This window comes from Paracoccaceae bacterium (assembly GCA_012103375.1).
Classification (GTDB): Bacteria; Pseudomonadota; Alphaproteobacteria; order Rhodobacterales; family Rhodobacteraceae; genus WLWX01.
Genome location: WLWX01000001.1, coordinates 1,826,158 through 1,840,312 on the forward strand (window position 1 = coordinate 1,826,158; position 14,155 = coordinate 1,840,312).

A 14,155-nucleotide genomic window follows, 5' to 3' on the forward strand; every position below is an offset into this window, starting at 1 on the left:
TGTCAATACCGTTACCCTTCCCATTCTGGCGGTTCGACCTTCCCCGGGTCGGACCGCCGCTTTTGTCTGGGTTGCCCCAATACCGGGTGAATTTATTCGTCATTTGGCGTCAATCTGCCCATCAGCGGGTATTTCCACTGGAACTTTCTGCTCGCTCGGGCGATTGTAGGGACTGAGATGTGTTCCAAAGGAGTTATGCAGATGAAAACGAAATTCTGGGCCATTGCGATGACCGCCGTTCTTGGTATTACGTCCTGCGGCGATACCCTGGGCCAGCAGTTGCTGACCGGTGGCGGCATTGGCGGCGTTGCCGCTGCTGCAACTGGTGGCGATGTTGGCACCGGCATCGTGGTTGGCGCTGCTGCTGGCGCAGCATTCTGCCAGACCTACCCGAACGACCCGAAGTGCTAAGCACCTGAAGGCGTAAGCTGAGAATGCTCTGGGTTTAGGCCCGGATGCGACGATGGGCCACCGGCGCGCAAGCACCGGTGGCCTTTCCATTTTTGCGCGTAGCGGGCAAAAGGAACCAAAACGCGCACGAGGGGCCGATGTTCAAAAAAATTCTTATCGCCAACCGGGGCGAAATTGCATGCCGGGTCATCAAATCTGCGCGCCGCATGGGCATTGCAACCGTTGCAATCTACTCGGACGCTGACCGCAATGCGCTTCACGTAAAAATGGCCGATGAAGCGGTTCGCATCGGTCCGCCGCCCGCCAACCAATCCTACATCGTGATAGACAACGTCCTGCAAGCCATCCGGGAAACCGGCGCCGAAGCGGTGCATCCCGGATACGGTTTCCTTTCTGAAAACAAGGCCTTCGCCGAAGCGCTTGCGAAAGAGGGTGTGGCATTTATCGGCCCGCCCCCTGGTGCGATCGAAAAGATGGGCGACAAGATCACCTCCAAGAAGATCGCCGCGAAGGCTGGCGTGTCGACGGTGCCGGGCTTTATGGGGCTGATCGACGACGCGGAGCACGCGGTCAAGATCGCCACCGAAATCGGCTATCCGGTGATGATCAAGGCCAGCGCGGGTGGCGGTGGCAAGGGCATGCGGATCGCCTGGAACGACGATGAAGCGCGCGAGGGGTTCCAAAGCTCGAAGAACGAAGCCGCAGCCAGTTTTGGCGATGACCGCATATTCATTGAAAAATTTGTAACCCAGCCACGCCATATCGAAATCCAGGTTCTGGCCGATAGTCACGGCAACACCCTCTATCTGGGAGAGCGCGAATGCTCGATCCAGCGACGCAATCAGAAAGTTATCGAAGAAGCGCCCAGCCCGTTTCTGGATGAAGCCACACGCAAGAAGATGGGCGAACAGGCCTGCGCATTGGCGGCGGCCGTTGGCTATACCAGTGCCGGTACGGTCGAGTTCATCGTCGATGGAGAGCGCAACTTCTATTTCCTTGAAATGAACACGCGGCTTCAGGTCGAACATCCGGTGACCGAGCTGATCACTGGCGTCGACCTGGTTGAACAGATGATCAACGTCGCCGCTGGCAAGAAATTGCCGATGGCGCAGGACGACATCACGCTGAACGGCTGGGCGATGGAAAGCCGGCTTTATGCGGAAGACCCGTATCGAAATTTTCTGCCCTCTACCGGGCGTCTGACCCGCTATCGCCCGCCGTTCGAAGTGGCCGAGGAAGACTTCGTCGTCCGCAATGACACCGGTGTTTTCGAGGGTGGCGAGATCTCGATCTACTATGATCCGATGATCGCCAAGCTTTGCACCTGGGGGCCGGACCGACCGGCGGCCATTGCCGGGATGCGCGACGCGCTGGATGCATTCGAGGTTGAGGGGATCGGCCACAACCTGCCGTTCCTGGCAGCCGTGATGGATCATCCGAAATTCAAATCGGGCGACATCACCACAGCATTCATCGAAGAAGAATACCCGGACGGTTTCGCTGGCGTCACCCCGGATGAAAGCACGCTGCGCCGCCTTGCCGCCGTTGCGGCGCACGTGAAGATGCACAAGGAAGCCCGCGAATCGCAGATTTCTGGTGCGATGGCGAACCACAGCCGCCGGATCGCGCCCGAGTGGGTGGTGGCGCTGGGTCGTCAGACCTTCCCAGTACATGTCGAGGAAAACGGTGAAGGTACCGAAGTCCGGTTCGCGGACGACGGAACAATAAGCGTGCGATCCGACTGGACACTGGGCGACCGGCTGTTCCAGGGCGAGGTTGGCGGTTCATTCATGATCGTCAAGGTCGATTTCATCCGCGGCGGGGCGCGACTGCGCAACCGCGGGGCAGATCTTAAGGCCGTCGTGCGCACGCCGCGCCAGGCGGAACTGGCGGCAATGATGCCGGAAAAAGCGCCGCCCGATACATCGAAATTCCTGCTGTGTCCGATGCCGGGGCTGTTGGTCTCGGTTGCGGTCAAAGTTGGTGACACGGTCGAAGAAGGGCAAGCGCTGGCAACCGTCGAGGCGATGAAGATGGAGAACATCCTGCGCGCCGAGAAAAAGGGAACAGTCGCCAAGGTCAATGCGGATCCCGGTGCAAGCCTGGCCGTGGATGAGGCGATTTTGGAGTTCGAGTGAACGCCGACACCCAGCAACTTCGCCTTGGCAGTGTTGCCGTCGCTGGCGCTTTGATCGCCTATGGCGGGCTGATGATCGCAGCACTGGCCCGATCCGGCTGGAACTTCGAATACCCGCTTGATGACGTCTACATCCACCTTGCCATGGCGTCGGAATTTGCGCGCGGAGGTTATGGCGTCAACAACGGAGAGGTCGCGTCGGCAGCCTCTTCCGCGCTTTACCCGCTGATTTTGACGCCTTTCCCGGATAGCCAGTTCCAGCGGTTTCTGCCACTTGCATGGAATCTGTTTGGTCTGTGCCTTGGGGCGTGGCTTTGGGGGCGGGCGCTGGGCTGGGCGGGGTATCGTGGCCTTCTGGGGCTGTTTCTGGCCTTCCTTGGTCCGCTTGTTGTCGGGGCACATTCGACAGCATTTACCGGGATGGAACACGCGCTGCACGGGGCGGCCAGCATCGCGATCATTTTTGGTTTGGCGCGTCTTTTGCGCGATGGTACCGGCGTGCCGATGCTGCTGATCGGGCTGTTCGTCGCACCGCTTCTGCGATTCGAAGGTTTGGCGCTGGTTGTCCTTAGCATCGCAATTTTGATGAGTGTGGGGCGTTGGCGACTGGCCGTACTGGGGGCGGCACTGGGCTTGATCCCGATTGCGGCGTTCATGGGATATCTTGTGTCACTCGGCCTCGACCCGTTGCCGAACTCGGTTCAGGCCAAGCTGATCAGCGATGGCGAGGAAAGCATCAGTCGCCTGCAACGCGTGATCGGCACATTCCGGATCAACATCGCCAAACCGGGCGGGCTGGCCATTCTGGCGCTTGTGGTTGCCGCCATGGCGATGCGGCTGCTGGACGCCGGGCTGCGCCAATCGCGGATCGGCTGGCTGGCGCTGGTGATTGCCGGGGCGGGTCTGGGGCATCTGCTGTTCGCACAGGTTGGCTGGATGGAACGGTATGAGCATTATGCAATTGCCGCCCTTGGTCTTGGCGCCCTGATCCTTGCAGCCAGTGTTGGGGATCGGCGCGGTCTGGCGACCGCTATTGCCGTCGCCGCATTGCTGCCTGCGGCCTGGAATTATGTACCGCGCACGATCAGCGATTATCCTTGGAACATCCGTGCACAATATCTGCAACAGGCCCAGATGCGCCGGTTCGCCCATCAGCATCTGCAACGCCCGATCGCAGTCAATGATCTGGGCCTCGCGGTGTGGGGTAATCCGGATTACGTGCTGGACCTTTATGGTCTCGCCAACGACGCGGCGCGCCGCGCGCGCATATTCGACCCCACGCCGGGCTGGGCCGGGCCGATGGTCGATCGTCACGACGTTGCGGTCATCATGATCTATGACAGTTTCATCAAAGCGGGGATTTCGCCTGACTGGCAGCCACTGGGCAAACTGGTGATGCTGCGCGCTGCCGGGTATGTCGGCGACGCCGAAGTCAGCTTTTACGCCGCAACCACCGAAGACGTCGAATCCGCGCAAAAGGCGCTGAATTCATGGGTGTCAGACCTGCCTCCCGATGCCTGTTTCGTCTTTGCAAACACCGACGCGTGCGCGCGTTAAAGCGCCTTCCCAAATATCTGAATCGCATCCGAAATGGCCTGGGCCCGGTGCGCGCCGCAGGCGCAGGGCGCACGCCGGACCGGCCCCACCGGTCTGGCGTCGGTTCGAGGGGAACACATCCGGGATGGTTGACGGCTAACCCGGCACCATAAATCATGCCTATGCACTGTTGCTACGCCAACCCGCCGGTCCTGCGCGCGCACTGCTAAAGGCTGGGACTCGCCTTCAGGGAAAGGTGCAAGTTGTATGGATGATGCTTAAACCTCATTCAGCCAGCAAAGCGCGGTCGCGCACTTCCTGTTGCCGCTCGGGCGTTTTGTCGATCACGCGGGTCAATTCCCGGACGTTCCAGGGCGCGGGCTTCCTGAGTTTTACGCCGCCATCCTTGCCGATCAGCACCAGCATGAAACCGCGCGGGCGCAACTCGGTCCGGAGCGCCGATTTTTCCGCCGGATCGGTATCTGTGATCACAACCACGTCCCGATCCGCCAGTTCCCCGGCGCGCGCGGCCAACAGGTCCAGCTGTTTGATAAATCGGGGATCGGCAGTGGAATCCGCAAATACCACCACAGGGCGTGCGATCCATTGGAAATCCGACAGCTCGACGTCGTCGGCGTCCAGCACAATGGTGCGGTCTTCCTGCCAGATTTCGACCGGGGTCTGTGCTTCGCCCTCGCCCACGGCCCAGGCGGGTCCGCAAAGTATGGTAGCAAAAACAAGTGCAAGAGTCGTTTTCATCGGTCCTCCGTTCTGGCAGAATATAGGGTGCAGCGGCAGGAATACGAAGGGGCGATCTGCTTTGGGTCACAGGGATGTCACCTGAAGCGGCGGGCAATAGGCAAACGATGGACAAAAAATGGACAAAACGCGCAACTGATGAGCTGCGCAATCGCACCCCCGATGACCTGATCTGGCAAACGCCCGAAGGCATCGCCGTGCGCCCCGTCTATGGCCCCGAAGATCTGTCGGCCGCTGCGCATCTGAACAGCGTACCGGGGGAAGCCCCCTATACCCGTGGTCCCAAGGCGACAATGTACGTTGGCCGCCCCTGGACCATCCGTCAATACGCCGGATTTTCGACTGCCGAGGAATCAAACGCCTTCTATCGCCGCGCGCTGGCGGCGGGCCAGCAGGGTGTTTCAGTCGCGTTCGATCTGGCGACGCATCGCGGCTATGACAGTGACCATGACCGGGTCGAAGGTGACGTTGGCAAGGCCGGTGTCGCCATAGATTCCGTCGAGGATATGAAAATCCTGTTCGATGGCATTCCGCTGGAAAAAGTCAGCGTTTCCATGACCATGAATGGTGCGGTGATCCCGGTTCTGGCCAGTTTCATCGTGGCGGGCGAAGAACAGGGCGTCGACCGCGCCGCGTTATCAGGGACCATCCAGAACGACATCCTGAAAGAGTTCATGGTCCGCAACACCTATATCTATCCGCCCGAACCCTCGATGCGGATCGTGGCGGATATCATCGACTATACCAGCCGCGAGATGCCGAAATTCAACTCGATCAGCATCAGCGGCTATCACATGCAAGAGGCTGGTTCGACGCTGGTACAGGAACTGGCGTTCACGCTGGCCGACGGCAAGGAATATGTGAAAACTGCCGTGGCGCGGGGCATGGATGTGGATGCGTTCGCTGGCCGTCTGTCCTTCTTCTTTGCCATCGGAATGAACTTCTTCATGGAGGCTGCGAAGCTGCGCGCCGCACGTTTCCTGTGGCACCGGATCATGCAGGAATTTGAGCCAAAGAAAGAAAAATCCTCGATCCTGCGAACCCATTGCCAGACCAGCGGCGTCAGCTTGCAGGAACAGGACCCCTACAACAACATCGTGCGCACCGCTTATGAGGCGATGAGCGCGGTTCTGGGCGGCACCCAGTCGCTTCACACGAATTCCTTTGATGAGGCGATGGCCCTGCCGACCGAGTTTTCATCCCGCATCGCCCGCAACACGCAGCTGATCCTGCAAAATGAGACCTGTGTGACCAAGGTGGTCGATCCGCTGGCGGGGTCGTATTACGTCGAAGCGCTGACGGCCGAGCTTATCGACGCCGCGCAGACCCTGATTGATGAGGTTGATGAACTGGGCGGCATGACCAAGGCGGTGGCCAGCGGGATGCCGAAACTGCGGATAGAAGAGGCTGCGGCGCGGCGACAGGCGGCCGTCGACCGGGGTGATGAGGTGATCGTCGGGGTCAACAAGTTCCGCCTGGAAACCGAGGATCAGATCGACATTCTGGACGTTGACAATATGGCCGTGCGAGCCTCGCAAATGGCGCGGCTGCAACGGGTGCGCGGCACCCGCGATCAAGCCGCCTGCGATGCGGCGCTGGAGGCGTTGCAGGCTGGTGCGAAGGGCGATGCGAACCTGCTGGAACTGGCCGTCGAAGCTGCACGCGCACGGGCAACCGTGGGTGAAATTTCGATGGCGATGGAACACGCCTTCGGGCGGCACCGGGCCGAGGTCAAAACCCTCGCCGGGGTCTACGGTGCCGCTTACGCAGGCGACGAAGGCTTTGAAAAGATACAGAAAGACGTGGAGTCTTTTGCGCAAGAAGAAGGTCGCCGCCCGCGCATGATGGTGGTCAAGATGGGCCAGGACGGGCATGACCGGGGTGCGAAGGTGATCGCAACGGCATTCGCCGATATCGGCTTTGATGTCGATGTCGGACCCTTGTTCCAAACCCCGGAAGAAGCGGCGCAGGATGCGCTGGACAATGACGTGCATGTGGTCGGAATCTCGTCGCAAGCGGCGGGCCACAAGACCCTTGCACCCAAACTGATCGCAGCGCTGCGGGACGCCGGGGCCGAGGATATTCTGGTGATCTGTGGCGGCGTTATTCCGGCGCAGGATCACGCCTTCCTGAAAGACGCAGGCGTTGCCGCAATCTTCGGGCCCGGCACCAACATCCCGGACGCCGCCGCGGATATCCTGCGGCTGATCCGGGCGCGCCGCGCCTGATGCAGCCCGATCACCTTGCCGTTGTCGCCGAAACGCTCGAGGCGGGCGTCGCCCATGTTGAGGAGGCGCTGGGCGTGGCCATGGTGCCAGGTGGGCGGCACGATTTCATGGGCACCCACAACCGATTGCTGGGCTTGGGGCCGGGGTTCTATCTTGAGGTTATTGCGATAGATCCGGACGCCAACCCGCCGCCCTATCCGCGCTGGTTCAATCTGGACGGGTTCACCGGCGCGCCCCGGCTGGCCAACTGGATTTGCCGGACAGGTGATCTGGATGCGGCGCTTGCGGCGGCCCCGTCAGGGGCCGGCCGCCCGATGGACGCTGCGCGCGGCGATCTGAAATGGCGTATGGCGATCCCGGCCGATGGCTGTCTGCCATTTGATGGCGCGTTTCCGGGGCTGATTGAATGGGCGGGCGCTGCGCATCCTTCGGACCGGCTGCCTGAAAACGGCTGTCGGATGACGCGCCTGGAAATCATGACGCCGGACCACGCAGCACTTGGCAACGCCCTTCCGGCGATGCCGAACGTTGTTTTGGCCGCTGGCCCGCTTGCCCTTAGGGTCAAGATCGACACGCCGAACGGTCCGCGTGTGCTGATGTGATCCGGGAGGCCACAATCGCTGACGGCGCTTCGATCGCGGCAATCTGGAACCCGGTGATCCGCGACAGCCTTGCCACGTTCAATTCGCTCGAAAAAACACCCGAAGATGTCACCGCACTGATCACGGCCCGACACTCGGACGGTCACGCTTTTTTCGTAGCAGACGAAGGCGGTGTTATCGGTTTCGCCACCTACGCCCAGTTTCGCGGCGGGGTCGGTTATGCCCATACGATGGAGCACACGGTGATCATCGCTCAGGCAGCGCGGGGCAGAGGCGTTGGGCGGGCTTTGATGCTGGCCGTCGAAGGCCACGCACGTGCCGCCGGGGTGCACAGCATGTTTGCCGGGGTCAGCGCAGAAAACGCAGGTGCGGTCAGATTCCACGCGGCACTTGGCTATGAAACTATTGCCAGATTGCCCGAGGTTGGTCGGAAATTCGACCGATGGCTGGATCTGGTACTGATGCAGAAACGGCTCTGACCCAGCCTCATCTTGTCAAAAATACTCCCGCCCGCGGCATCGCCGCAGTGCGGCGATTTTCAACCCCTGTCAAACCCGCTAAGGGAAGGGTCATGTCGCTTTGGTCCCGCATATCCGACGCCCTGTCCGCGCTCGCCGCCGGAGAACCACTGTCGGTGGTGTTCGAACGCCTGCGCACCCCGCCCGAACGTTCGACAGCATTCGGGATCGCGGTTATCGCGCTCAGCGCCAAGATGGCCAAGGCCGACGGGCAGGTAACGCGGGATGAGGTGGCGGCATTCCGCGAAGTCTTCCATATCCCCGAGGCGGAAGAAGCGAATGCCGTGCGCGTCTTCAACCTTGCGCGTCAGGATGTGGCCGGATTTGAGGATTACGCCCGCAGAATCGGAGCGATGTTTGCCGACGATGCCGGGCAACGTATCCTGTGCGATCTGATGGAAGGGTTGTTTCACATCGCGATCGCTGATGGGTCATACCATGATGCCGAAGATCAGTTCCTGACCCGAACGGCCGAGATTTTTGGCATTGATCAGCGCGCATTTCGTTCTGTGCGCACACGTTTCGTCCCCGATGCCGATCCCGATCCCTGGGATGTGCTGGGCGTGACGCCCGACATGCCGATGGAACAGATTCGGGCCGCCTGGCGCGCGCTGGTCCGCGACAGTCACCCGGATCGCATGATCGCCCGCGGGGTGCCGTCCGAAGCTGTGCGTCTGGCCGAGAAACGCCTGATCGCGATCAACCGCGCCTGGGACGATATCTCGGCACAGGCACCTGCCGCATGAGGTTTGCGACATATAATGTCGAATGGTTCTCGAACCTGTTCGCCGATGATGGCCAGCTGCTGATCGATGATGGTTGGTCAGGTCGTCACGATGTGACGCGCCGCGACCAGTTGGCCGCATTGGGAAGGGTCTTCAACGCGCTGGATGCGGACGCTGTGATGGTGATCGAAGCCCCGGAAAGCAACCGCAAGCGATCCGGGGTCGAGGCGCTGGAAAATTTCGCGGCCCATTATGACCTGAGAATTCGCAAAGCGCTGATGGGGTTCGATAACCACACGCAGCAAGAGATTTGTCTGCTGTACGACCCCGACATGTTGACGGCCAACCATGACCCCAGGGGCGATGCGACGGGCAAGAAGGGATCGGACCAGTCGCCACGCTTTGACGGCGTTTTCCGCATAGATCTGGACATCGACGCGACCGAGGATCTGGTCCGCTGGTCCAAACCCCCGCTTGAGGCGGCATTGAAAACCCGTGATGGCACCGAACTGCGTCTGATCGGTGTCCACGCCAAATCGAAGGCCCCGCATGGCGCACGCGGCGCTGCCGAAGTGATGCGCATGTCAATCGCCAACCGCCGCAAACAGTTGGCGCAATGCCTTTGGCTGCGAAAACGTGTGGTCGAGCATCTGGACGCTGCCGAAGCCCTGATCGTCATGGGCGATTTCAATGATGGGCCGGGGCTGGACGAATATGAAAAGCTGTTCGGGCGATCGGGTGTCGAAGTTGTTCAGGGCGGCGAAGGTGAGCTGCAATTGTTCGACCCGCACGCCCGCGCGTTGTGGGGGCGGCGTGGCCAGACCCTGCCGGCCACCGCCCGGTTCTATCTGGCCAAGCAAAAACGCTGGCTGTCGGCGCTGTTGGACTACATCATGATCAGCCCGGAACTGATGTCGAAACGCCCCGAATGGCGCATCTGGCATCCGTTTGATGATCAGCCCTGCTATGATGATGCCGATTTGCGGGCTGCGTTGCTGACCGCATCGGATCACTTCCCGGTCACCCTCGATCTGGATCTACAGGCTTCGACCGCCCCTTAAAATTGGCCCCGATCCGTGCTATATTGAGGGTATGACACGTATCCTTGTTTATCCGCTGTCCCTGTTTTTGCTGGCGACCCCGTCGTTGGCGCAGGAACCCTCCGCGTCCGACGACGGAGAGTTTGAGCGCGGTTTTGAGCTGTTGGGCGAAGGCGCGGAGCTGTTGTTTCGCGGGCTTCGTGACGAGGCCGAGCCGTCATTGCGCGACATGGTCGAAGCCCTGCGCGACCTGAACTGGAACGGTCTGACGTTCCGCGACATTGACGACTATCACCCGCCCGAAGTTCTGCCCAACGGCGATATCATAATCCGCCGCAAAGTGCCGCTGGATCCGATGGAACAGGCAGATCCGGACGGCGATGGCGAGGTTGATCTTTAACGCGGGTCCCGGGACCGGCGCCCAACGCTCAGGCCGCCAGTTGGTCGATTTCCGCGCGGCTAAGCGTTGGACCCATGGCGCGCCCTGCCGCCCCGACGTTCTGATACTGCGGGAACATCGACAAATAGGGGGCGCGTATCGCGGGGATGATCTGGTCCAGCCCGGGCTGGGCGGCGAACAGGCTGGCAACCTCCATACCGCCAACATTCAGGCCGGTCTGGCGGCTGAACCCTAATTGAAAGAACGTCACCGGGGCTGTCGGCGCGATCGGGATCATCGCGCCTTCATCAGCGCATTCTACAAGCGGTGACAGGACGGCAGACGCGCGCAGTCGGGCACAGACCGCAGGAGAGCGATGTACCCGCATTGCGCCGGGGCCGAACACTGTATCCGTGGCTGGGCGCCCGGGGCCATAGGCATCGACGGGCACGCGCACCAGCCCGAAGCCGGGCAATCGCGCCGGATCGAGCGTGACAGAACCGCACCAGTTCAGGATCTCTGCCCGCCCGGATGCTGTCATAACCCGGTCGCCCGGCATCAGGTCTTCGACTGCAACAACGCCGCGCCTGGTTTCCAGCACCGTGCCGCGTCCAATGACGGCGAAGGCCCGCAGGAACTGATCCGACGCTGGCGCGGTTTTCGTGACGAATTTGATTTCGCCGGTGCGGGTCTGGGCCTGCACGTCAAATTGGCACGCGGGCGGTTGCGAAACCGGGTTGGCGCGCGTCGGCGCAAAGATCGAGGATACATCTTCAAAGATCATGGCAGTGACCTGTAAGTTTATGATTTCGTTGAAAGTCTGGCTTTCGCCTCCTCAGGTCCGTTTTCGATTTCCGGCGCGTTTGGTGGCGGATGCGGCGTGGCATTCAGATTCGAGCAGAACGGCAGTGATCCAGCGTCGGGTTTTCATCAGGTAACCTGTGTTTGGCATTCAGTGTTTGCATGAATACCGTCCAATCCCGCGCGTAACACGCCGGTGCCGGGGCAATATTGTGGCGTTGATGGGTTCTGATCCTACAGGCGGATCGCAGCGATCAGGCGGCCATAATCCGCTTGAGAGCGGTGCTGGCTTCGTCGGTAGGAATAGAAACGATCCGCGTCGCCATAGGTGCAATGCCGCACCCAGTCGCATTGCCCGACACCGGCGGCGCGCAACCGGTGCAAACCGTAACCGGGAAGGTCGAACTGGTACTTTCCATCCACGCCGTTGGCGAAGAATCGGGGGCTGTCCGGGTCTTCGGCCATAAAGCCCTCGAAATAGTCCGGACTGACCTCATAGGCGGCCTGACTGATGGCTGGCCCAATGACCGCATGGGTCGATGCGCGGTCAGCGCCCAGTGCTTCCATGGCGTCCAGTGTTGCCTCCAGAACGCCGAAAAGCGCGCCCTTCCAGCCTGCGTGCGCGGCACCGATCACCCCGGCAGAGTGGTCGGCGAACAGAACCGGCTGACAATCGGCACTGAGGACCGACAAGGCCACGCCCGGCGTTGCGGAAACCAGCGCATCCGCTTGGGGTGCAGCGCCGGGATGCGGCCCATCGACTGTGACAACCTTGGACGAATGCACCTGATGCACCCCGACAAGGCGGTCAGGCGAAATGTCCAAAGCGGTGGCAACCCGTGCGCGATTGATCTGCACAACCTCGGTCTGATCGGTCGAACCAAGGCCGCAATTCAACCCGTCGAATATCCCCGAAGACGCGCCGCCACGTCGCGTGAAAAACCCGTGTTGCAGGGGGGCAAGGTCATCGTGGGTCAGGATTTCCAGTGTCATGGGTAAACCCGCATCAGGGGGCGAAACCGGCAGGCATGGCGGCGCCTTGCGGCGATATCGCCAGTGCCTTGAACAGGGTTCCCATTTCCGACGGATGGGTCAAGCGGTGACACGCAGAGGTGATCGTGGCCGCCTGATCGTCGCCACCCCCTTGGCAAAGTGCCGCAGCGCGGACCGAGATGCCCAGCCGTTCCAGCAGAACGCCCTGAGGCGTCAGGCGGCTGTGGGCTGCGCCTGCTTTGGTGGTGGCAATTGCCAAAGCCTCAAAATCCACATGGGCGGTCAGATCGGCTTGGCCCGGTGCCTCAAACGGGTCGGTGGGTGCGTGCGCGCGCACCGCTTGCAACGTGTCGCCGAGCGAGCGCCAGTCGCCGTAGTCAATGATCAAGGCCATGCCGCCATGTTGCGAAATTCGCGCACTGATCGCACCCGTGATTGCGTGCGCCGGAGAGCAGGTTTCGACGATGTCGCCGTCGACCGTATCTTCCAGGCGAGTATCGAGCGCGCTTATCGGAAGCGCTGGCGTCAGCCCTGGGGCCAGCGCACCATCTTTCAGCCCGACCACACGTTCGGACCAGCCTGCGCCGTCGCGCTGGAACTGGCGGATCGGCAGGGCGTCGAAGAATTCGTTGGCGATCAGATACAAAGGTGCGTCCGGCAGCGTGTCGACGGTATCGTGCCACTTTGGGGCGTGGGTCTTCAGCGCCTCGGCCTGTTGGGCGCGCAAGGTCGGGGACGCCTCGACCAGATGCAGTTCTGCGGCGGCGTTGAAGCCCGGAACACTGGCGGTGGCGCGCAGCGCGTCGGACAATAGCGTGCCGCGACCGGGCCCCAGCTCGGCCAGAACAAAGTGGTCCGGCGCGCCCTGATCCAGCCAGCTTTGTGCGATGGCAAGGCCCAGAAGCTCTCCGAACATCTGGCTGATTTCGGGGGCGGTGGTGAAATCCCCGGCGGCCCCAAGGGGATCACGGGTCGTGTAATAGCCATCCGTCGGGTCCAGAAGGCAGGCGGTCATGTAGTCGGCGATGGTGATCGGCCCGGTTGCCCTGATCCGCGTCGCCAGCCGTTGCCCCAGCGGAGTCACGCCGGTGCAGGTACGCGGCGCGCGCGCAGGATCAGCCATGCGCCAAGCGCGATCATCGGCAGCGACAGAAGCTGACCCATGGTCAGGCCCAGCCCCCCGGCATGGACCGCCCAGCCCAGCGGATTGCCCGGGCTGATGAACTGCGGGTCGGGTTGGCGCACAAATTCGACCAGGAAGCGCGCAAGCCCGTATCCGGCTAGGAACACTCCGGTGATCGTGCCGGGCCGCTTCAACGCGCCACGCGACCATGCCAGCCAGAACAGCACAGCCCAGAGGATCACGCCCTCCATCAGCCCTTCGTAAAGCTGCGAAGGGTGGCGCGCGCACAACCCCTCGACCCCGGGGCAGTCCTGCGCGCGTGCGCCCGGGAAGATCACGCCCCATGCCAAATCCGTCGGGCGGCCCCAGAGTTCGGCATTGATGAAATTGGCCAGTCGCCCCAGCAGCAATCCGGTCGGGGTGCCAAGCGCCATGACATCGCACATCCCGGCCAGTTCAATCCTGCGAAGGCGCGAAAAGATCAGCACCGCCAGCCCGACGCCGAGCATCCCGCCATGAAAACTCATCCCGCCCTGCCAGACGTAGAGTACCTCAATCGGGCGGGCCCAGGTTTCGGGGGCGTAAAACAGCACGTATCCCAGCCTGCCACCCCCGACGATCCCGATGATCAGCCAAGTGACGAATTCCTCAAGCTGTTGGGTGGTCATCACCGGGGTGCTGTTCGCCCAGACGTGGGGCTTGCGCAGGGTCATCGCCGCCAGCTTCCAGCCCACCAGGATGGCGACGATATAGGACACCGCGTACCAGCGCAGCGCGAAGGTCGTACCGAACGCCTCGACCGAGAAAATCTCGGGGCCGATGTTGGGGAAGGGGATCGCAAACGGCATCATCACCCCCCTAAAGACAGGGCTTGCCCGGCGCCGTCAACCTTGCAAAACACCC

14 protein-coding genes are annotated in these 14,155 nt (G+C 61.6%); 9 read left to right on the plus strand and 5 right to left on the minus strand.

Annotation, left to right across the window (positions count from 1 at the left end):
* Nucleotides 1-195 precede the first annotated feature (195 nt).
* From GKR99_09270 to GKR99_09280, 3 genes are all read left to right on the plus strand, one after another.
* Nucleotides 196-411: a hypothetical protein gene (locus tag GKR99_09270; GenBank protein ID NKB27722.1), complete on the plus strand. Its 216-nt coding sequence runs from the start codon at nucleotides 196-198 to the stop codon at nucleotides 409-411.
* Between the two features lie 137 nt (nucleotides 412-548).
* Nucleotides 549-2,549, plus strand: a complete 2,001-nt coding sequence (locus GKR99_09275) for a DUF2118 domain-containing protein (GenBank protein NKB27723.1) — start codon at nucleotides 549-551, stop codon at nucleotides 2,547-2,549.
* The gene (locus tag GKR99_09280; GenBank protein ID NKB27724.1) at nucleotides 2,546-4,105 is read left to right on the plus strand and encodes a hypothetical protein; all 1,560 of its coding nucleotides are present in this window, start codon (nucleotides 2,546-2,548) and stop codon (nucleotides 4,103-4,105) included. The genes GKR99_09275 and GKR99_09280 overlap by 4 nt, the downstream gene beginning before the upstream one ends.
* A gap of 264 nt (nucleotides 4,106-4,369) precedes the next feature.
* Here the strand turns inward: GKR99_09280 and GKR99_09285 are convergent, their stop codons facing one another.
* Nucleotides 4,370-4,843, minus strand: coding sequence for a DUF4174 domain-containing protein (locus GKR99_09285; protein NKB27725.1), 474 nt, complete (start codon nucleotides 4,841-4,843; stop codon nucleotides 4,370-4,372).
* Nucleotides 4,844-4,950: 107 nt separating this feature from the next.
* On the opposite strand from GKR99_09285, the gene scpA reads away from it, so the two are divergent.
* The 6 genes from scpA (at nucleotide 4,951) to GKR99_09315 (ending at nucleotide 10,356) form a co-directional block, all read left to right on the plus strand.
* On the plus strand, nucleotides 4,951-7,071 hold the full coding sequence (gene scpA, locus GKR99_09290; protein ID NKB27726.1) for a methylmalonyl-CoA mutase: 2,121 nt from the start codon (nucleotides 4,951-4,953) through the stop codon (nucleotides 7,069-7,071).
* Entirely contained in the window at nucleotides 7,071-7,673 is a 603-nt protein-coding gene (locus GKR99_09295; protein ID NKB27727.1) for a VOC family protein, read from the plus strand. The genes scpA and GKR99_09295 overlap by 1 nt, the downstream gene beginning before the upstream one ends.
* Nucleotides 7,670-8,152 (plus strand): GNAT family N-acetyltransferase, encoded by a 483-nt coding sequence (locus GKR99_09300; GenBank protein ID NKB27728.1) that lies wholly within the window; start codon nucleotides 7,670-7,672, stop codon nucleotides 8,150-8,152. Before GKR99_09295 ends, GKR99_09300 begins: the two co-directional genes overlap by 4 nt.
* Nucleotides 8,153-8,244: 92 nt before the next feature.
* A complete protein-coding gene (locus tag GKR99_09305) occupies nucleotides 8,245-8,937 on the plus strand; it encodes a molecular chaperone DjiA (protein ID NKB27729.1) in 693 nt (230 codons plus the stop codon).
* Nucleotides 8,934-9,977 carry an endonuclease gene (locus GKR99_09310; GenBank protein NKB27730.1) on the plus strand — a complete coding sequence of 348 codons (1,044 nt, stop codon included), beginning with the start codon at nucleotides 8,934-8,936 and terminating at the stop codon, nucleotides 9,975-9,977. Before GKR99_09305 ends, GKR99_09310 begins: the two co-directional genes overlap by 4 nt.
* A gap of 31 nt (nucleotides 9,978-10,008) precedes the next feature.
* Complete coding sequence (locus tag GKR99_09315) at nucleotides 10,009-10,356, plus strand: AAA+ family ATPase (protein ID NKB27731.1); 348 nt, start codon at nucleotides 10,009-10,011, stop codon at nucleotides 10,354-10,356.
* A 28-nt stretch (nucleotides 10,357-10,384) separates the two neighbouring features.
* Here the strand turns inward: GKR99_09315 and GKR99_09320 are convergent, their stop codons facing one another.
* The 4 genes from GKR99_09320 to GKR99_09335 all read right to left on the minus strand — a co-directional run bounded on the left by GKR99_09320 (nucleotide 10,385) and on the right by GKR99_09335 (nucleotide 14,100).
* Nucleotides 10,385-11,119 carry a hypothetical protein gene (locus tag GKR99_09320; protein NKB27732.1) on the minus strand — a complete coding sequence of 245 codons (735 nt, stop codon included), beginning with the start codon at nucleotides 11,117-11,119 and terminating at the stop codon, nucleotides 10,385-10,387.
* A 251-nt stretch (nucleotides 11,120-11,370) separates the two neighbouring features.
* Nucleotides 11,371-12,129, minus strand: coding sequence for a peptidoglycan editing factor PgeF (gene pgeF / locus GKR99_09325; GenBank protein NKB27733.1), 759 nt, complete (start codon nucleotides 12,127-12,129; stop codon nucleotides 11,371-11,373).
* 13 nt (nucleotides 12,130-12,142) lie between these two features.
* Nucleotides 12,143-13,252: a class I SAM-dependent methyltransferase gene (locus GKR99_09330; protein NKB27734.1), complete on the minus strand. Its 1,110-nt coding sequence runs from the start codon at nucleotides 13,250-13,252 to the stop codon at nucleotides 12,143-12,145.
* Entirely contained in the window at nucleotides 13,210-14,100 is an 891-nt protein-coding gene (locus tag GKR99_09335; protein ID NKB27735.1) for a prolipoprotein diacylglyceryl transferase, read from the minus strand. The genes GKR99_09330 and GKR99_09335 overlap by 43 nt, the downstream gene beginning before the upstream one ends.
* Between the last annotated feature and the right edge of the window lie 55 nt (nucleotides 14,101-14,155).

What these genes read in the sequence shown, in the direction of transcription:
- GKR99_09320 (NKB27732.1), bottom strand. Translation starts at nt 11,119, where the DNA reads ATGATCTTTGAAGATGTATCCTCGATCTTTGCGCCGACGCGCGCCAAC.
- scpA (NKB27726.1), top strand. Translation starts at nt 4,951, where the DNA reads ATGGACAAAAAATGGACAAAACGCGCAACTGATGAGCTGCGCAATCGC.
- GKR99_09330 (NKB27734.1), bottom strand. Translation starts at nt 13,252, where the DNA reads ATGGCTGATCCTGCGCGCGCGCCGCGTACCTGCACCGGCGTGACTCCG.
- GKR99_09275 (NKB27723.1), top strand. Translation starts at nt 549, where the DNA reads ATGTTCAAAAAAATTCTTATCGCCAACCGGGGCGAAATTGCATGCCGG.
- GKR99_09335 (NKB27735.1), bottom strand. Translation starts at nt 14,100, where the DNA reads ATGCCGTTTGCGATCCCCTTCCCCAACATCGGCCCCGAGATTTTCTCG.
- GKR99_09310 (NKB27730.1), top strand. Translation starts at nt 8,934, where the DNA reads ATGAGGTTTGCGACATATAATGTCGAATGGTTCTCGAACCTGTTCGCC.
- GKR99_09315 (NKB27731.1), top strand. Translation starts at nt 10,009, where the DNA reads ATGACACGTATCCTTGTTTATCCGCTGTCCCTGTTTTTGCTGGCGACC.
- GKR99_09270 (NKB27722.1), top strand. Translation starts at nt 196, where the DNA reads ATGCAGATGAAAACGAAATTCTGGGCCATTGCGATGACCGCCGTTCTT.
- GKR99_09285 (NKB27725.1), bottom strand. Translation starts at nt 4,843, where the DNA reads ATGAAAACGACTCTTGCACTTGTTTTTGCTACCATACTTTGCGGACCC.
- GKR99_09295 (NKB27727.1), top strand. Translation starts at nt 7,071, where the DNA reads ATGCAGCCCGATCACCTTGCCGTTGTCGCCGAAACGCTCGAGGCGGGC.
- pgeF (NKB27733.1), bottom strand. Translation starts at nt 12,129, where the DNA reads ATGACACTGGAAATCCTGACCCACGATGACCTTGCCCCCCTGCAACAC.
- GKR99_09305 (NKB27729.1), top strand. Translation starts at nt 8,245, where the DNA reads ATGTCGCTTTGGTCCCGCATATCCGACGCCCTGTCCGCGCTCGCCGCC.